9 protein-coding genes are annotated in these 19,235 nt (G+C 67.2%); 7 read left to right on the forward strand and 2 right to left on the reverse strand.

Translation table 11 applies throughout. From position 1 onward, the window contains the following. The 7 genes from M0L44_RS19505 to M0L44_RS19535 all read left to right on the forward strand — a co-directional run. Positions 1-448 (forward strand): hypothetical protein (locus M0L44_RS19505; protein WP_252771857.1); only part of this gene is annotated, 448 nt, incomplete at its 5' end. Positions 449-705: 257 nt separating this feature from the next. Continuing rightward, entirely contained in the window at positions 706-2,100 is a 1,395-nt protein-coding gene (locus M0L44_RS19510) for an undecaprenyl-phosphate glucose phosphotransferase (RefSeq protein WP_252771858.1), read from the forward strand. A 263-nt stretch (positions 2,101-2,363) separates the two neighbouring features. Continuing rightward, the gene (locus M0L44_RS19515) at positions 2,364-3,311 is read left to right on the forward strand and encodes a cupin-like domain-containing protein (protein WP_252771859.1); all 948 of its coding nucleotides are present in this window, start codon (positions 2,364-2,366) and stop codon (positions 3,309-3,311) included. Beyond that, positions 3,298-10,092, forward strand: a complete 6,795-nt coding sequence (locus M0L44_RS19520; protein ID WP_252771860.1) for a polyketide synthase — start codon at positions 3,298-3,300, stop codon at positions 10,090-10,092. Before M0L44_RS19515 ends, M0L44_RS19520 begins: the two co-directional genes overlap by 14 nt. 7 nt (positions 10,093-10,099) lie before the next feature. Further along, entirely contained in the window at positions 10,100-15,919 is a 5,820-nt protein-coding gene (locus M0L44_RS19525; RefSeq protein WP_252771861.1) for a non-ribosomal peptide synthetase, read from the forward strand. Positions 15,920-16,234: 315 nt separating this feature from the next. Then, the gene (locus M0L44_RS19530; protein WP_252771862.1) at positions 16,235-17,020 is read left to right on the forward strand and encodes a hypothetical protein; all 786 of its coding nucleotides are present in this window, start codon (positions 16,235-16,237) and stop codon (positions 17,018-17,020) included. Next, the gene (locus M0L44_RS19535; RefSeq protein WP_252771863.1) at positions 17,020-17,721 is read left to right on the forward strand and encodes a 4'-phosphopantetheinyl transferase family protein; all 702 of its coding nucleotides are present in this window, start codon (positions 17,020-17,022) and stop codon (positions 17,719-17,721) included. The genes M0L44_RS19530 and M0L44_RS19535 overlap by 1 nt, the downstream gene beginning before the upstream one ends. Before the next feature lie 22 nt (positions 17,722-17,743). Here the strand turns inward: M0L44_RS19535 and M0L44_RS19540 are convergent, their stop codons facing one another. Together M0L44_RS19540 and M0L44_RS22150 are read right to left on the reverse strand one after the other, a co-directional pair. Next, on the reverse strand, positions 17,744-18,721 hold the full coding sequence (locus M0L44_RS19540; RefSeq protein ID WP_252771864.1) for a glycosyltransferase family 2 protein: 978 nt from the start codon (positions 18,719-18,721) through the stop codon (positions 17,744-17,746). Beyond that, positions 18,718-19,227, reverse strand: coding sequence for a serine O-acetyltransferase (locus tag M0L44_RS22150; RefSeq protein ID WP_290429069.1), 510 nt, complete (start codon positions 19,225-19,227; stop codon positions 18,718-18,720). Before M0L44_RS22150 ends, M0L44_RS19540 begins: the two co-directional genes overlap by 4 nt. Between the last annotated feature and the right edge of the window lie 8 nt (positions 19,228-19,235).

Below are 19,235 nucleotides of genomic sequence, written 5' to 3' on the forward strand. Positions count from 1 at the left end.
GAAGCTGCGCAAGGCGATCGTGGCGCACAACCAGCTTCGGGGGATCAACCCGTCGGGGACGTACCACTCGCTGAAGCTGCACAGTGGCGGTCTGACGACCTACACCGATGCGTACAAGGACGACGCCTGGTATTCGGAGCAGGTGGTGGTGGCCAACAACCTCTTCGGCGACCCGTCTGACACGAACCAGTGGACGGTGGCGATCTGCCCGCAGAACGACACCTCGGCCGAAGGCGTCACCAACGTCCTGATCCAGAACAACACCTTCATCCGCAACAGCCACACAAGCCTCGACCTGGCGCTGGGCGGACGAGATTTCGTGATCGCCGGCAACCGAGTCCTGGGCGGGCATGGCCGGGCGCCGCTGTGGGTGGCTCCGGCGCACACAGGCGCCTTGCCTTTGGCTTGGCGTCCCCCGTTGCCCATGCAGTCCGAGGCTGTCCCCTGAATCGAGGACGGGCGGCCGATGGTCTGCGGCGGTGGATCCTCGGGAGCAGGGATGGATTGGGGGACGGCGGCACTTTTACCCATCGGAGGGTCTGGACATCCCCGAACGGCCGGCGGAGTATGTGAACTGCCGATGGTCCCTCGGGCAGGTTGGGGGTCATCCGAATGGAAGCGCAGTGACGCCAGTGGGGTCCGCGCGGTGCGAGTCCGAACAGCCTGCAGAGAAGAGGCATTGCTGGGCCTGACTGGTGGTGTGACATGCAGGACGAACAAAGCACACGAAACATTTTCATCAATGACCCGCCCCCGGTGTCGAGCCTGATCTGGACGGTGCTCGAGCCGGGTATCGCCGTGCTGCTGCTGTACGTGCTCCACCTGGCCTATGGGTGGCCATTTGGCGGAGTGGCCCGGGCGGTCGTGGTGTTTCTCCTGCTGACCTATCCCTGGCTGACCCGCCTGCGGCATGGCCCAACCCACACCGCCACTGAAATCGTTCTTCATTGGCTGACGGTCTGTCTGCTGCTCCTGCTGTTGCTGGGGTATGTCACCGATGGCTGGGAGGCCTTTCCGCCCGACCTGCTGATCACATGGGGCATCGCCGTGCCCCTGACGCAATGGACGCTGGCCAAGGGGGTCGGTGCCTGGATGAGGCATCGCGCCCAGACCTCGCCGACCCGCCGACCCGCCGTGATCGTCGGGGCCAACAGGATGAGCCTGCGTGTCGCCGAGGTGCTGGCCAAACGGGCCTGGGAAGGGCGGCAGCTGCTTGGCGTGTTTGACGACCGTTCGGGAGATCGTGTGCCCGAGTCCGCCCATGGGTACCTGCTGGGCAAGATGGATGAGCTTCCGCAGTTCATCGATGCGCATGGCGTGAAGGATGTCTTCATCACCTTGCCGCTCACGTCGCAGCCCCGCATTGCGGGGCTCATGGAAGCGCTTCAAAACACCACGGCATCCTTGCATTTCGTCCCCGACATCTTTGGGCTGAGCATCATCCAGGGTCGTCTGACTGACATGGGGGGCGTGCCGGTGGTGGGCTTGCTGAGCTCACCCTTCACCGGAGTCAATGGTTTGATCAAGCGGGCCAGCGATCTGGTGTTGGCGAGCCTGATCCTTCTTCTGATCAGCCCGGTCATGCTGCTGGTGGCCGTGGGCGTCAGGCTGAGCTCGCCCGGTCCGGTGATCTTCAGGCAGCGACGCACCGGTTTGGACGGTGAAATCATCGAGGTCTACAAGTTCCGTTCGATGACGGTCCAGGAAAACGACGACGCAGTGGTCCAGGCCAAACGAGGCGATGCGCGGGTGACGCCCTTCGGCGCGTTCATCCGACGGACGTCCCTGGATGAACTGCCCCAGTTCTTCAACGTGCTCCAGGGGCGCATGAGCATCGTCGGCCCTCGCCCCCACGCGGTGGCACACAACCAGATGTACCGCAGCATGGTCAAGGCCTACATGGCGCGGCACAAGGTCAAGCCGGGCATCACGGGCTGGGCGCAGGTGAACGGCTTGCGCGGAGAGACCGACACCCTGGACAAGATGGCCAGGCGAGTCGAGTACGACCTGGAATATCTGAGGAACTGGTCTCTCGGACTGGATCTCTTGATCATCTTCAAGACCGCCAAGCTCATGTTCTTCGATCGAAGCGCTTACTGAGATCCGGTTGGGTGCGTGGCCCCTGCCATGGGCACGGATGTCGTCCGGATGCAGGACGGTGCCATCCTGAACGCGTACGATGAAACAGGTGCTGGCCGCCCCAGGAATAACACTGTCCCGAGAGATGGTGTTCAAATGAAACGGCGGCCCAGCGCCGGGCTGCAGATATCAATTTCATGCGCCGTGCTTGGGTGTGATGGCGCCTGTGGGGGTCTTTGTCTAAAGCGGCAATGCGGACAGGGAAGTGACTCGAAGAGGAGCCTATGCAGTTGTCGTCGCCTTTGTTGGAGTTTCCTTCCACGTCTTTTGATCCCTGGCGGGTTTCTGAGCTCCGGCACCACCTGGGGGATCATCCCCTCTTCGCCAAGCCAGCCTTGATGGAGTTGGCGGCTCGGTTGGAGCAGCGACGCAGCGTCCGTGCGCACACGGCGCAAGCGACGGCCGGGACAGCGTTCAACCATGCCCCCGCCATCTTTCCGAATCGCCGAACCGCCGTGGCAACGCTCGACGACATCGACAACGCGGGCGTCTGGATGTCACTCCTCAATGTCCAGGCCGACGAGATCTATCGGGAGCTGGTGGACGGCGTGCTGGACAGCGTGAAGCCCATGCTGGACAAGCTGGACCCGGGCATGTGCTACCGGGGCGGGTGGATCTTTCTGACCTCCCCGCGGGCAGTGACGCCGTTCCACATGGACAAGGAGCACAACTTCATCCTCCAGATCAAGGGTCGCAAGACCTTGTACGTCTGGGAGCCGGATGACCTGGAGGCGGTGAGCGAGGAGGCCCGTGACCTGTTCCATGCCAGCCACAGCCGTGATCTGGTGGCTTGGCGTGATGCCCTGCGGGCGCGGGCGCATGTTTTTCAGCTGGAGCCGGGCATGGGCGCCTACATGCCGGCCACCAGTCCTCACATGGTCGAGAACGGGGATGGTGCCTCCATCACCGCCAGCTTTACCTATTACACGCATTCCACCATCCGCAACGCACGGATGCACGCGCTGCACCAGCGGCTGCGTCAGATGGGCATGCAGCCCGCGCGGGTGGGGATGCATCCATGGTGGGACGCCTTCAGCGGGGCGCTCTACAGTGGCCTGCTGGGTTTGCAGCAGGCCTTCGGGCAAGGGCGCGGATCTGCCGGCGTGGGAGAGGAGTATTCCCGCTACGCACTGGATCCCGCGGCAAGGGAGGGCTCTCATGCCTCAATCTGACAACGGTGTGTCTCTCAAGCATTTGTCCCCTGATTCCGGGGCCGCATGGCGAATCCATGCCCTGGTGGAAGCCCAGGCGGCGCTGCGGCCGGACGCGCGGGCCATCACGATGGATGGCGAGTCCCTGACTTATGCCGACTTGAACCGACGGGCGAACCAGCTGGCCTGGCACCTGCGGCGCCTGGGCATCGGAGACGGTTCCCTGGTCGCGATCGCGCTGGAGCGCTCCATCGACATGGTGGTGGGGTTGCTGGGGATCCTGAAGTCCGGGGCGGCCTACCTTCCGCTGGATCTGGCCTACCCGAAGGAGCGCGTCAGCTTCGTGCTGGAGGATGCCGCGCCAGCGGCCATGCTGACGTCTGCGTCCAGCATCGATCGGCTGCCTGCGCTCGGGCGGCTGCCTGTGTTGCGGCTGGACGATCCGGCCCCGGCCTGGCAGCAGGAGGCGGCTGAGAACCCGCCGGCGACGGGGGGTGCCGATCCTCTGGCCTATGTGATCTACACCTCCGGCTCGACCGGTCGCCCCAAGGGGTGCCTGGTCACCCATGGCAATGTGCTGCAGTTGCTCATCGGCACGGAACCCTGGTTTGGCTTCGGGCCCCAGGATGTCTGGAGCTTCTTCCACTCCCACGCCTTTGACTTTTCGGTCTGGGAGATCTGGGGAGCCTTGGCCTATGGTGGACGGGTGGTGGTGGTGCCCTACCTCACCAGCCGCGCACCGAGGGAGTTTCTGAGTCTCCTGTCCCGAGAGGGCGTGACGGTGCTGAACCAGACGCCCTCGGCCTTCCAGGGGCTGGTCCTGGCGCTGGAGGACTGGGACGGTCCCTTGGCCTTGCGCTATGTGATCTTCGGTGGCGAATCCCTGGAACTGCAATCGCTGCGGCCCTGGTTCGACCGCTTCGGCGATCGACAGCCCCAATTGATCAACATGTACGGCATCACCGAGACCACGGTGTTTGTCACCTACCGTCCGGTGTCACTGTCCGACCTGGAGGCTCGGCGGGGCAGCGTGATCGGAGATCCCATCCCTGGCTGGGACCTCTGGCTGTTGGACGAGCAGCAGCGGCCGGTGGCCGAGGGCGAGGTCGGTGAGATCTATGTTGGCGGGGTGGGTGTGTGTCTGGGCTACCTGAACCGCCCGGATCTCAATGCCGCCCGCTTCCTGGAATGGACCCCCCCCGGCGAGGTGCAGCCTGTCCGCCTCTACCGTTCCGGGGATCTCGCCCGGTATCTGCCGGACGGCGACCTGGAGTACCTCGGGCGCATGGACCAGCAGGTCAAGATCCGCGGTTTCCGCATCGAAACCGGCGAGATCGAGGCCCAGATCCTCAAGTGGCCGGGGGTTCGTGCCTGCGCCGTGGTGGCGCGCAGCGAAGGTCCCGAGAGCGAGGCGCAGCTGGTGGCCTATCTGGTCCCACCCGCCCCTGAACTCCATCACGGGCTCAGGGAATTCCTGCTTCAGCACCTGCCCGACTACATGTGCCCGGTGGCGTTCGTGGGGATGGATGCCCTGCCACTGACCGAGAACGGCAAGCTCGACAAGCGGGCGCTGCCGGCACCCATGCGCCAGCGCCCCGACACGGCGGGCCCCTATCAGGCACCGCGTGGCGCCCTGGAAGAGGCGATCTGCCAGGTCTTCGCACGGCTGCTGGGCATGGCGGAGATCGGGCGCGAGGACAACTTCTTCGAGTTTGGCGGCAACTCCCTGCTGGCCATTCGGGCGGTCAGAACACTGCGGGAAGAGCAGGGCGTCACGCTGCCCGTGCCCGTCCTGTTCGAGCAGCCCACGGCGGCAGGGTTGGCACAGGCACTGGCCGCGGGCGGCACGGCGGCCATGGCCGCCACCGCAGGCACGCCTGCAGCGACAGGGGGCGACATCGCCATCATTGCCATGTCCGGCCGTTTCCCGGGCGCGGCTTCCGTGGAGGCGTTCTGGGAAAACCTGCGGCAAGGGGTGGAGTCTGTCGAGCGCTTTGACGAATCCACCGTGGACCCGATGGTGCCCGCCCGCCTGCGCGGCGACCCCGACTACGTCTGGGCCCGCGGGGTGCTCAAGCAGGTCGAGGAGTTTGATCCCGCCTTCTTCGGGATCGGCGAGCGGGAAGCCGAGGTGATGGACCCGCAGCAGCGCTTGCTGCTGGAACTGGCCTGGGAGTGTCTGGAGCGCGCAGGGCATGCCCCCAACCGCTGCGACACGCCAGTGGGCGTGTTTGCCGGGGTGTACACCGGTCTGTTCGGCAACAGCTACGCCCAGCGCATCCTGAACCGATGCCCCGAGGTGGTGGAGCAGTTCGGTGAATTTCAGGTCATGCTGGCCAACGACAAGGACTATGTCGCCACCCGGATCGCGCATCGCCTGAACCTGAGGGGGCCGGCCGTGTCGGTCCAGACCGCCTGCTCGACCTCCCTGGTGGCGATTGCCGAGGCGGTCGGGGCCTTGCGGCTGGGCCGCTGCCGCATGGCGCTGGCGGGTGGGGCGGCCGTGACCGTGCCCTGGCGAGCCGGCTACCTCTACCAGGAAGGCGCCATGCTGTCCAAGGACGGCCACACGCGCAGCTTCGACGCCGATGCCGGCGGCACGATCTTCAGCGACGGGGCGGCGATGGTGCTGCTCAAGCGGCTGGAGGACGCGTTGGCCGATGGGGATCCGGTGTGCGCGGTGATCCGCGGTGCGGCCATCAACAACGATGGCGGGGGCAAGGCCAGCTTCACGGCGCCCAGCCCCGAAGGTCAGGCGGCCGTGATCCGCGCCGCGATGGAGGACGCTCGCGTCCAGCCCCGCGACATTTCCTATGTGGAGGCCCACGGCACGGCCACGCCCCTGGGCGACCCCGTGGAGGTGGAAGGCCTGGCGCGGGCATTTCAGGCCGCCGGCTTGCCCGCAGGGGCCTGCCGGCTGGGCTCTGCCAAGAGCAATGTGGGGCACACGGTGACGGCGGCAGGGGCGACGGGGGTCATCAAGACGGCCCTGTCCCTCATGCACGAGGAACTGCCCGCCACACTGCATTACCGTTCGCCGAACCCGGCCATCGATTTCGCGCGCACGCCGTTCGTGGTGAACCAGGAACGCAGTGCCTGGCCACGCCGCGCTGGCCAGCCGCGTCGTGCGGGTGTCAGCGCTTTCGGCGTGGGGGGCACGAACGCCCATGTCGTGCTGGAGGAGGCACCGCAGCGTGCGCCCTCCAGCCCGGCCGTGGGGCCGCAGCTGCTGCTGCTGTCGGCGCGCAGCAAGGCCGCGCTGGAGACGATGGCCGCCAGCCTGGCCGAAGGTCTGAGCCAGGCCGGCGACACAGTCAATCTGGCGGATGTGGCGCACACGCTCCAGGTGGGCCGCGCCCGTTTCGGCCATCGCCTGTGTGTGGTGGCGAGTTCCGTGGCAGAAGCCGTCACCGGGCTTCGCACCGCGGACGCTCCGGGGCGCGCGACGCGCATGCTGGGCCGGCAGGTTCCGCCGCTGGTCTGGCTGTTCCCGGGGCAAGGGTCCCAGTACGAAGGCATGGGGCAGGCGCTCTATGACGCAGAGCCTGTGTTCCGCGCAGCGCTGGACCGTTGTTTCGAGGCGCTCCGCGGGACACTGGACTTCGACTTGAAGGACCGGATGTTCCATGGCGGGGCCGAGGTGTTGCGCCACACCGGCGTGACGCAGCCGGCCATGTTCTGCCTGGAATACGGGCTGTCGCAGCTGTGGCTGGCCCGGGGCCTGCGCCCGGCCGCCTTGATCGGCCACAGCGTCGGCGAGTTTGTGTGCGCGGTGCTGGCCGGGGTGATGGCCCTGGAGGATGCCGTTCGACTGGTGGCACGCCGTGGCGCGATGATGCAGGCGCTCCCTGGCGGCGCCATGCTGTCCGTGCGCTTGTCTGCGCAGGAGGTCGCGGCCCGCCTGCCAGAGGGCTTGGCTCTGGCGGCGGACAACGGGCCCAATGCCACGGTGGTGGCCGGACCGGCCGACGCCATCGAGGCCTGGCGGCAGCAGCTGGAGTCCGCCGGCATCGTGAGTCGTTCCCTGCAGACCTCCCACGCCTTCCATTCACCGATGATGGATGCGGTGGTCGCGCCCTTCGAGGCCGAGGTCCGGGCTGTCCGGATGGCGCCGCCCCAGCTGCCCATCTACTCCACCTTGACCGGCGCGGCGCTGGAGGCAACGCAGGCAACGGACCCGGCCTACTGGTCCCGGCATCTGCGTGACACCGTTCGCTTCTCGCCCGCGTTGCAGGCTGCGCAGGCGGGACTGGGGGACGTCGCCTTCCTTGAACTGGGCCCCCGCGGCACCCTGGCCACCCTGGCTCGGCAGCACCAGCGACCCGGTCAGGCGCCCCCGGTTGCCGTGGCCTGTCTGGCCGATCAGCCGCAGAGCGAAACAGCCACCGTGGCATTGGCCTGGGGACAGCTTTGGACGCTGGGCATCGAGCCCGCCATGTCGGTGGCGCATCCTGCGACGGATCGGCAAAGACTGGCGCTGCCCACCTATCCGTTCGAGCGGCGCAGGATCTGGTTGACCCCCTCGTCTCCGGAGGCAGGGCCCGCTTCCGCCTCCGTCCCTGCATCTGCCCCCGCATCCCTATCCCCCGTCTTGTCCGCCATTTCTTCTGCCGGGAGTTCGCCCATGGCCGCTGCTGCTTCCCTCTCCGATCGCCGTCCGCAACTGCTCCTTCGTCTGCGGGGCGTGTTCGAGGACGTCGCCGGCATCGATCTGACGGATGCCGACAGCGATCTCGGCTTCGTCGAGCTGGGCCTCGATTCCCTGACCCTCACTCAGGCGGCGCTGCAGATCAAGAAGACCTTCAAGGTCTCGCTGACCTTCCGTCAGCTGATGGAAAACTACCGCAGCCTGGACGCGTTGACCGCGTTCCTGGACCAGACCCTGCCTCCGGAGGCCGCGCCTGCGTCGGAGGGGGCACGCGGGGCGGTGCCCTCTTCCGATGTCATTGCACCTGCGGGGTTGGCGGGGGGGGCGGGGGTGGCGCCGATGCTGCCGATGACCGGCATGGCGACGCCCGCCTTCGCCGCATCGCAGCCGCTGGTGCAGCAGGTCATTCAGCAGCAGATGCAACTCATGGCGCAGCAGCTGGCGCTGCTCCAGGGCGGTGTCGTGCAGGGCCCTGGCGGTGGCCAGCCGGCTGCTGCAGCCGCCGCTCCTATGCCCGCGGTTGCTCCGGCATCGACCGCAGCCCCGCTCCAGGGCGGCAACGGTGCACCGGTGGCCGCCGATGGAAGCGACGAGGCCAACGCAGCCCGCCGTTACGACGTGAAGAAGGCCTTCGGCGCGATTGCCCGCATCCACACCCAGCACAGCGAGCTGACGGAGCGCCAGCAGGCCCGGCTGCAGGCCTTCATCCAGCGCTACACGGAACGCACGGCACGCAGCAAGCAGTACACCGAGACGCACCGGGCTCATCTGGCCGACCCGCGTGTGGTCAACGGCTTCCGCCCGATGACCAAGGAGATCACCTACCAGATCGTCATCGAGCGCAGCAAGGGGGCCCATCTCTGGGACTTGGACGGTCACGAGTATGTGGATGTGCTCAACGGCTTCGGCATGAACCTGTTCGGGTGGCAGCCCGACTTCGTCAACGACGCTGTTCGTCGCCAGCTGGACCTGGGCTATGAGATCGGGCCCCAGCACCCCCTGGCCGGCGAGGTGGCCCAGCTCGTCTGCGAGCTCACCGGTTTTGACCGGGCCGGCCTGTGCAACACCGGGTCCGAGGCCGTGATGGCGGCGGTGCGCATTGCGCGCACCGTGACGGGACGCAACACCGTGGTCCTGTTCACCGGGTCTTACCACGGCACCTTCGATGAGGTGCTGGTCCGGGCGGGCAAGGCTGCCAAGGGCTTGCCGGCGGCGCCCGGCATCATGTCCGGCATGTTCGGGGATGTGCGTGTGCTGGACTACGGCACGCCCGAGGCGCTGGAGTTCATCCGGGCGAACGCCGAGGATCTGGCGGCGGTGCTGGTGGAGCCGGTGCAGAGCCGTCGGCCGGATTTCGCACCCCTGGACTTCCTGCGCGAGGTGCGCGCGATCACCGAGGCCAGCGGCACCTGTCTCATTTTCGACGAGGTCATCACCGGCTTCCGGGCCCACCTGGGTGGCACCCAGGCCCTGTTCGGCATCCGCGCCGACCTTGCCAGCTACGGCAAGGTGATCGGTGGCGGCTTCCCGATCGGCGTGATCGCCGGCAAGCGCGACTACATGGACGCGCTCGATGGCGGAGCCTGGCAGTACGGTGACGACTCGATGCCGACTGTCGGGGTGACCTACTTCGCAGGCACCTTCGTGCGCCACCCGCTGGCCCTGGCCGCGGCCAAGGCTGCGCTGCAGCATCTGAAGGACTGCGGGCCGGCCTTGCAGGAACAGCTCAACCGAGAGACCCAAGCCTTGGCCGATGACCTCAACGCCTATTGCAAGCAGGTGGGGGCCCCGGTGGCGGTGCGGCACTTCGCCTCGCTCTGGCGCGTCAGCTGGCTGGAGGACCATCCGCTGCAGGATCTTCTGTTCGCGATGATGCGCAGCCGGGGCATCCACATTCTGGACAACTTCCCGTGCTTCCTGACCACGGCGCACAGCCCGCAGGACATCGAGAAGATCAAGGCGGCTTTCAGGGCCTCCGTGGATGAACTGCAGGAGGCTGGATTCCTGCCGCGTCTGAATGGGCCTGCACCGATCCTGGATGCCGGGCGGCCGCCGGTCGCCAATGCCAGACTCGGACGGGACAAGGACGGGCGCCCTGCCTGGTTCGTGCCGGAGGCGGGCGTGCCGGGCAAATACATCAAGTTGGAACCCTGACTTTTCTATGAACTCCATGGCGGCAGTGCGAGAAGCGGAATTCGATCCGTTCGCGGAAGGCGACTTCGACCGTGTCTTTCCGACCAGCGAAGCCCAGCGGGAAGTGTGGCTGGCCGACCGCCTGAGTCCCCAGGCCTCACTGGCCTTCAACGAGTCGGTCACCCTGCGCTTGAGGGGGGCGCTCGATGTGGAGGCCCTTCAAGGGGCCCTCAAAGCCCTGGGGCTGCGCCACGAGGCCTTGCGCTGCTGCTTTGGCGCCGACGGCAACGATCAGTTCGTGTCGCGTGATGCCGGGCTGATCTTGCAGCGCGTGGATCTCACGCGGCAGCCGGAGGATGCGCGGGAGGCCGCTCTGCGCCTGGCGGCGGAGCAGGCGGTTGAAACGGTGTTCGATCTGGAGCGCGGACCTTTGCTGCGGGCCGCCCTGTATCAGTTGGCGCCCGACGACCATGCGCTGCTGTTGACGGCCCACCACATCGTCTGCGATGGATGGTCCTGGGGGGTGATCGCGATGGATCTTGGGGCGCTGTATGCCGAGCAGATCGGCGTGGCCCCCGGCCCGCTGGATTGCGCTGGCTACAGCGACTACGTGCGGTGGGAGTTGGAGCAGGGCGCCAGCGAGGCCATGCGCGAGCACGAGCGGTACTGGCTGCATCAGTACCGAGGCAGCCTGCCGGTGCTGGATCTGCCGACGGACCGGGCTCGTCCGGCCATGCGGGGCTTTGCTTCGCGCCGTCTGGACCATGAACTGGATGCCGCCCTGCTGGGCGATCTGCGCGCTCTGGCCGCGCGCTCGGGCGTGAGCCTGTTCGCCTGTCTGCTGGGCAGCTTTGGGCTGCTGCTGAGCCGTCTGGGAGGGCAGGACGATGTGGTGGTCGGCGTGCCGGCCGCGGGGCAGGCCAGCTCCGGCCTGACGGGGCTCGTCGGTCACTGCGTCAACCTGCTGCCCATCCGCCTGGCGGTGGATCCGGGGCAACCGCTGTCGGAGCTGCTCAAGCACAGCAGCGCGCAGCTGATGGATGGGTTCGAACATCAGGCGCTGACCTATGCGGCCTTGCTCCGGCATCTGCAGGTCGCCAGAGACCCCAGGCGTCTGCCACTGGTCAGCGTGATGTTCAACCTCGATCAGCCGCTTCGCGGACTCGAGCAGGCCTATCCGAACCTGCGGGTCGATCTGAGCAGCAATCCGCGCCATTTCGAGAACTTCGAGCTCTTCGTCAATGCCGTGCCGGTCGGGGATCGCTTGCGTCTGGAGTGCCAGTACAACACGGACCTGTTCGATGAGGTGTCCGTGCGCCGCTGGCTCGCCGCCTTCGAGACCCTGCTGCGCGCGGCTGTTGGCCATGCGCAGTTGCCGTTGGGCGAACTCGCCTGGTTGAACGAGCCAGCGCAGGCCGAACTGAAGGCACTTCAGCCTCCGCCCACGGCCGTGCCTGGCGCGCAACTCATGCACGCGGGGTTCGCTCAGCAGTGTCTGAAGACGCCCGACAGCGTGGCCGTGCTCGACGGCGCCGTCTCGCTCAGCTATCAAACGCTGGACCGCCGGGCCAATCAGCTGGCCAGGGCCATGCGTGCACGCGGCGTGCGGCGAGGGAGTCGGGTGGGCTTGTGCCTGACCCGGCAGGCCGAGATGGTGGTAGCCCTGCTGGCCGCCCTGCGCGCAGGTGCCGCCTATGTTCCGCTGGACCCGGGCTTCCCGGCAGAACGGTTGTCCTTCTACGCGGAGGATGCGGCCCTGGATCTGCTGGTGTTGGATGATGGGGCTGCCTCGAATGCGCCAACCACCTGGCGCCCGGATGCCTCCGAGCGCCTGCTGTGGCTGGACCGCCCCGCGACCTGGTCAGACCAGGTCGACGATCCGCTGGTGCCGGGTGAAGACGACCCCGGCCCGGAGGATGCTGCCTACCTGATCTACACCTCAGGCTCGACGGGCAAGCCCAAGGGGGTGGCGGTGCCGCACCGGGCCGTGGCGAACTTCCTGCACAGCATGGTCCGCGAGCCGGGCTTGGCTGCGGGCGACTGCCTGGCAGCGGTCACGACCCTGTCTTTTGACATCGCGGTGCTGGAGTGGCTGCTGCCGCTGCAGGTGGGGGCCCGCGCCCTCATCGTCCCGCGCGAGGTGGTGATGGATGCGTTCCTGCTGAACCGCTGGCTGGAACAGCACGCGGTCACGGCCATGCAGGGCACACCCAGCCTTTGGCGCATGCTGCTGGACACCCCCTGGCGTGGCGGGCGTGGTTTCAAGGCCCTGGTCGGTGGAGAAGCGTTTCCGCTGGATGTGGCGCAGCAGCTGCTGGAGCGGGCGGGCGAGGTGTGGAACCTCTATGGCCCGACGGAGACCACCATCTGGTCCACCGTCTGGCGTGTCGACGGTGCCGCGCTCAAGCATCGTGGCATGTCGATCGGCCGCCCGCTGGACAACACCGAGGTGTGGGTTCTGGACGCTCGGCAGCAGCCCTGTCCCGTCGGGGTGCCTGGGGAAATCTACATCGGTGGGCGCGGTGTGGCGATCGGCTATGTGAACCGCCCTGAGTTGACGCAGGAGCGATTCCTCACCGGCGGCTTGCCAGCGGCTGTCGCCGGCCCGCTGTACCGCACCGGTGACCGTGGGCGCTGGTGCAACGATGGCCTGCTGGAACATCAGGGGCGACTGGACTTCCAGGTCAAGGTGCGTGGTTACCGCATCGAGCTGGGAGAGATCGAGTCGGCCTGCGAGGAGGTGTCCGGTGTTGCGCAGTCCGTCGTCCTGGCGCGGGAGGATTCGCCTGGGGATACGCGGCTGGTGGCCTACCTGACCCTCCGGCCGGGCGCGACGCTGGACGAGGCGGCACTGAAGGCGCATCTGCGCGGCAAGCTGCCGGACTACATGCTGCCCCAGCATGTGGTGCCTCTGCCTCGCATGCCCCTGCTGCCCAATGGCAAGGTCGATCGCAAGTCCCTGCCCGCGCCGGAGCTGGGGGGCGCGCAGGAGACCGGTGCCCCGGTGCCGGCGCGCAACGACACCGAGCGCTTCATCCTGACCGCCATGGAAGAGGTGCTGAAGCTGCCCGGTCTGGGCGTTCAGCACGACTTCTTCGCGCTGGGGGGGCACTCCCTGCTGGCTGCGCGGTTGACGGCGCAGATCAACCGTCATTTCCAGATCAACCTGCCGCTGAGTGCACTGTTCGAGGCACCGAATGCGGAGCGGCTGGCGCTGGCCGTCACGCGTCTGTCAGCGGCAGGGCTGCCCAAGCGACAGCCCATCGTGGCCCTGCCCGGGCGGCGCACGGCGCCGCTGACGCCAATGCAGGAGCGCATCCGCTTCGTTCAGGAGCTGCACCCCGAGCGGGTGCTTTACAACACGCCCTCGGGCCATCGCTTCAAGGGGCCGCTGGATTTGCGGGCCTTCGAGCGGGCGCTGCAGCGCATCGTCGATCGGCAACCGGCGCTGCGGACCCGGATCGCTCCCGCGGCCCAGGGCGCGTTGCAGATCGTCGAGCCGACCCTGGCCTTTCGTCTGCCCCTGGTGGACCTGACGGATGTGCCAGCTGCCGAGCGTGAATCGGTGCTGATGCAGCGCATGCAGGACGTGGTGGATGCGCCGATCGACATCCACCAGGGGCCGCTCTTCCGTGCGGTGCTCTACCGGCTGGCGGCGGACGAGCACGCGTTGCTGTTCATGCCGCACCACATCGTGTGGGATGGCTGGTCCTTTGACCTGTTCTATGGCGAGATGGCGGCGCTCTATGCGGCTTTCATTGAAGGCCGGGCCGACCCGTTGCCGCCGCTGACGGTCAGCTACGGTGACTACGCCGAGTGGTACCTGCAGTGGCTCAACGGCGCCGAGGCCGCACAGCAGCTCGACTACTGGAAACAGCGCTTCGCCAGAACCGAGGCGCCCGCCGTGCCGTGGACCGATTTTCCGCGTCGTGCGGGCATGAGCGGTGCCGGCGTCACCGAGTGGGTGCAGATCGATGCGCCGACCACCGAGCGCCTGCGCGCGCTGGCACGCAAGGAAGAGGTCACGCTCAACATGCTGGCCTTTGCGGTGTACACCGCCATGATGAGCCGGGTCATTGGCGGGGCTTCGATCGTGATGGGCGTGCCGGTGCGTGGCCGGCTGATGGCCGAGGTCGAGCCGGTGATGGGCTTCTTCAACAACCTGCTGCCCCTGCCGATGCGGGTCGATGCGACGCTGTCCTGGGCGACGTACATGCAGCAGGTGCGTGCCACGTTGGTCGAGGCCCTTCAGCATCAGGACATCGCCTTTGAGCGCCTGGCGATGGAGCCCGAGGTGGCGGCACTCTCCCAGAAGGCCGGGCTCTACCAGGCCCTGTTCTCCTACCAGGATGCCCGTGCCCGGGAATGGCAGTGGGGGCCGCTCACCCAGGAGCGCATTGCCATCTTCCAGAAGGGGGCGACCGAGGACCTGGGTTTGTGGCTGATGGAGTTGCAGGACCGACTGGTCGGCGGCTTCACCTACAACGCCGACATCTACAGCCAGGCCACCGCGCAGGCGCTGCATGCGCGCTTCATGGAACTGCTGCAGCGGCTGGCCGAGAATCCCGACACCGACCTTGATCACTTGCTGGGCGAGAGTGACACGGTTTCCGGGCGCTACCTGCAGAGCCGCCGCGAGGGGGGCGAGCCGCCGGCGGCTCAGGCCAACGAGCCACCGGTTGCGAGCGCTGCGCAAGCGGTGATCCCGGACGAGAAGGACGCGAACCTCAGCCTCACCGAGGCCGAGCTGTGCCAGATCTGGAGCCGGCTGCTGGGTTTGCCGCACGTGGGCGTGCATGACAACTTCTTCAACATCGGTGGCAACTCGCTGAAGGCCATGCAACTGATCGCCGAGATCGAACAGCGTCTGGTCAAGCGGGTGCGGCCTGCGGTGCTGCTGGAAGCACCCACGGTGCGCCAACTGGCCACGGTGCTGGACCAGATGGCCGGACGCAACTCGCTGGTGCGCCTGCGGGCGGGTGCTGGCCGGCCCGCGGTGTTCTTCATTCACGACGCCGACGGTGAGATCCTGCTGTACCGGAATCTGGCCTACCGGCTGGACGAGGGCCATGCCTGCTACGCGTTGCAGCCCCATGTCGATGAAAACGGGGTGGTGCTGCACACGGTGATGTCGGACATGGTCGAGCACTACATGGCCAAGATCCGATCAGTCCAGCCGCATGGTCCCTACATCCTGGCGGGGCTGTGTGTGGGCGGGAACATTGCCTTCGAGATTGCACGGCGTCTGCAGCAGGAGGGCGAGGCCATTGCCATGGTGGCCCTGTTCGATGCGGCCGATGTCTTCGCTCCGAAAATCAAGGGGCTGCAGGCGCAGCGGCGCCTGAACCGGGTCACCCGGCTCTTCCAGGACGGGCAAGGTGAAGTGGCCCTGGGGGCGGTCGGCTCGGCCCTGCCCGGGCTGCTGCGCAAGATCAAGGGCTACGTGGGGTATCAGGTTGGCTCGAGGCTTGCCCGCCTCTGGGTGCAGGCGCGGGTGAGGTTGCTGCGGCTGTACCTGGCCCGCCAGTGGCGTGTGCCCGCGGTGCTGAGGGGGCTCACTGTGCGGGAGGTGCTGTCCTGCTCTGAATTGGCGCTGGGCCACACCGGCAAGCTGCAGGGCGATGTCTGGTTGTTCCGGGCCTCGGCGGGGACGCAGGATCCGGGCGACGAGCCTTTCGCGGCCTTCTACCAGGACGCTCAGTTTGGGTGGGACCGTCGCATCACGGGTCGGGTGCTTGGCTGCGATGTTCCAGGTGGCCATGCCAGTCTGTTGCAGGAGCCCCAGGTCGAGCACCTCGCGCAGTTGATGCGTGCCGACATCGACGTCGCCCTGGCCGCCAAGGACTGACCGGCCGTGACTCGGGTCCTCGTCCTCGGTGCCCTGTCGCTGCTGTTGCTCGCTGCGGTGGCACTGGCGATTCTGTTGGCCAACGGACGGCTGGGCCCGGCGGAGCGCGGACTGCCCGGCATTCCGATCGGTGTCCTGGGCGATTCCGACAGCCAGTCCTACCAGGGGCGGATTCCCGTGGGGCCGGTGGGCCCCCCGGTGGGGGGAACCTTCCATGCCACCACCTTCCAATGGCCGGAAGTGCTGGCCCGGATGCGTGGGGACCAGCTCAACCTGGGGCCCTGGGGCATCTGGGGCGTGCCACGCTGGCAGTCGATGGCTCGCCTGCGCGATGGCCTGGGTCTGCACTGGCGGGCTCCACGCAAGGAGGACCACCGCCACAACCTGGCCTGGGCCAGTGGCTGCGAGACCCTGATGGAGGGGCACTGGCGGCAGGCCCCCCGCCTCCTGGACATCATGGATGAAGACCCCGTCTGGTGGCAGCGTGGTGTCGTCGTGATTCGGACCGGCGTCAACAACTTCGGGAAGGAATCCCTCGACCTCCTGGCGGAAGACCCGGATTCACCCGTGGCGATGGGGCAGATGAATGCGTGCGTGAAGGCCATCCGCCAGACCATCGAACTGATTCGCGGGCGACATCCCGACACCCGCTTCGTGCTGGTGGGCATCTACAACAATGTCCATTGGCCTGGCTATTTCAGCAAGTTCCAGTCTTCCCGCGCACAGCAGAACATCGCTGCGGGGCTGGATCATTTCGACAAGGGATTGCAGGCCCTGGTCCGGCAGGATCCGGGCCGACGGGCCTTCTTCGATGACCGCGCCTGGTTTGAGCGGCTCTGGGGCGGTCGGGGGGACGATGGCCGTCCGGCTTACCGCCCGGTGGATCTGGGGTTGGGGTGGCGGGTGACGAATTCCGAGGGGGATGATCCGCGCAATGCCGTCCTGGCCAATGGCCATGCCGGTCTGGTCTGGAATGTGCTGTGGGTTCAGTCGTTGGTGAGCCTGATGCGGACATCCTTCGGGATGGATATCCCGCCGGTCAGCGATGACGAGGCACGGGCATTCGTGGCGAAGAGTCTGGCTTCGCCGCCACCCCCCTGATGCCGGCCGAGCCTGGCGATCATCTCGCGACGGCGTTGACGCCAGCGCGCCGTGCCGCGCCGCGCCAGGACGTGACGCTCTGGTTGCTGGGCCTGGACGACCCGGTTTGCCGGGCCTGCGCCACGGTGCTGTCAGACGCCGAGCGCGAGCGGGTCGGGCGCATGGCGTTCGACCGGGACCGTCGGCGCATGGCAGCGGCACGCGGCGCCCTGAAGGTGCTCTTGGGGGCTTGGGTTGGACAGTCGCCTGAGCGGCTGCGTCTGTCGGTACGGGACAGCGGCAAGCCCTGGATGCCGGATCACCCGGGCGTGTTCTTCAACCTCAGCCACAGCCAGAACAGCGCCTTGATCGCGGTGACCGCCACGGGTGAAGTGGGGGTGGACCTGGAGGTCTTGAGGCAGGGGCCAGATCTGTTGGAACTGGCTGGGCGTGTTCTCACCCCGCGTGAGCAGGCGGAACTCTTGTCCGACAAGGATGTCGCGGGCCGCGACCGGCGCTTCTTTCAGGGCTGGACGCGCAAGGAAGCCTGCCTGAAGGCCGCGGGCTGGGGGCTGGCCCTGGATCCTCAGGAATTCGAGGTGGGCACGGGAGAGGACTTCCGTCGCATCCGATTGGCCCATGCGGGCCAGCACTCGGACCTGGACCTGATGTCCCTCTCGCTGGCGCCCCAGGTGGCGGCGGCCCTGGCCATTCAGCGCTGATGCCCCGGGGGCCCCGTGCGGCTCACTTGTACTCGATCAGTCGGCCGTGCTGGCGGCGCAGGCGCAGGATCCAGTAGCGCAGGGCCCCCTGCGCCTCCGCGAACTTGCCCAGGGTGTTGAAGAGGGACCACAGCCAACGCTGCGGGGAGGTCCTGGTGAGGGCCAGCCGCAGCCATTGCAAGGGGTACAGCAGCAGCAAGGCTGCGGCCCAGGCCCCGCCGCTGACCAGGCCCACCAGGACCACTGCAGGCAGGAGCAGTCCCCAGCCCACGGCGCGTCGCAGTTCGCGCACCCCGTGCCGCTCCGGTGGTGCGCCGTGCATGGCGACGCCTTCGGCATAGGCATAGCCCGCGCGCTTGCTGCGCTGCCACCACTGCCAGAAGCGATGCATGTCGGCATCGTGCCAGGTCATCTCTGCCGGCAGGATCTGGATCTTCCATCCGCTTTGCCGGAGCCGGACAGACCACTCGGGCTCCTCGCCCGCGATCAGGGTGGGGTTGTAGCCCCCGGTTTCGCGCAGCGCCTGGGCACGCACCATGGCATCCCCGCCAAAAGCCCGGGCCTCTCCCGTCGGAACGCCCCATTCCAGGTCGCACAGCTGGTTGTACCTGCTGCGCTCGGGGTGCCGCTCCCGGCGCCGTCCGCACACCACGGCCACATCGGGATGTGCCATGAGGTGCGCGCGCGCGGTGGCAATCCAGTCCTCACGCACCTCGCAGTCGCCGTCCACGAACTGGACAAGGGCCGTGGCCGGCCACCGCTGCAGTGCCAACTGCCAGCCTTCGTTGCGGGCGCGTGCCGCCGTGAAGGCCTGGGCCGGGTCGAGTTCCACCACCTGGGCTCCCAGCGTACGGGCCAGCTCGGCTGAACCGTCAACGGAACCGGAGTCGACATACACCACCGGACAGCCCTGACGGACCACGGACTGCAGGCATCTGCGCAGGCGCTCGCCCTCGTTGCGGCCGATGACCACCGCCACGGTGTCTGGCGCCGTCGTCACAAGGCGTCCTTGCGCGGTTTGATCACGGCTGGAACCCCGACGGCATAGCAGTTGTCCGGCACGTCGCACAACACCACGGCGTTGGCACCGATCAGCACGTTGTCGCCAATGCGGATGCGGCCCAGCAACTTGGCACCGGCGCCAATGTCGACGTTGTTGCCGATCGTGGGTGCGCAGGGATCGTCGACACGACTCAATCCGATGACCACGCCGGTCCGGATTCGGCAGTTGTCACCGAACTTGGCGTACCCGCTCACCACGATGCCATCAAAGTGATCGATGACGAAATTGCGGCCGATCTCGGCCTCACAGGGCAGTTCGGTACCGGTGAGGATCTGCACCAGTTTGAACAGTACCTTGTAAAGCAGGGAAAAGGGTTTGCGGATCCAGGGCTGGCCGATGTCATAACGCCAGCGACCGAATCGGTAAACCACCAGCACCCAAAAGCCCTGGGCACTCCAGCGCCCCCCATGAGCCCGCAGGTCGGACCTTATGTTGTCAAACATCGACGTCG

This window comes from Ideonella oryzae, assembly GCF_024055665.1.
Classification (GTDB): Bacteria; Pseudomonadota; Gammaproteobacteria; order Burkholderiales; family Burkholderiaceae_C; genus Ideonella; species Ideonella oryzae.

Bases quoted from the DNA above. Each gene is read 5' to 3' on its own strand.
- M0L44_RS19510 (WP_252771858.1), top strand. From the start codon at position 706: ATGCAGGACGAACAAAGCACACGAAACATTTTCATCAATGACCCGCCC.
- M0L44_RS19515 (WP_252771859.1), top strand. From the start codon at position 2,364: ATGCAGTTGTCGTCGCCTTTGTTGGAGTTTCCTTCCACGTCTTTTGAT.
- M0L44_RS19520 (WP_252771860.1), top strand. From the start codon at position 3,298: ATGCCTCAATCTGACAACGGTGTGTCTCTCAAGCATTTGTCCCCTGAT.
- M0L44_RS19525 (WP_252771861.1), top strand. From the start codon at position 10,100: ATGAACTCCATGGCGGCAGTGCGAGAAGCGGAATTCGATCCGTTCGCG.
- M0L44_RS19530 (WP_252771862.1), top strand. From the start codon at position 16,235: ATGGCTCGCCTGCGCGATGGCCTGGGTCTGCACTGGCGGGCTCCACGC.
- M0L44_RS19535 (WP_252771863.1), top strand. From the start codon at position 17,020: ATGCCGGCCGAGCCTGGCGATCATCTCGCGACGGCGTTGACGCCAGCG.
- M0L44_RS22150 (WP_290429069.1), bottom strand. From the start codon at position 19,227: ATGTTTGACAACATAAGGTCCGACCTGCGGGCTCATGGGGGGCGCTGG.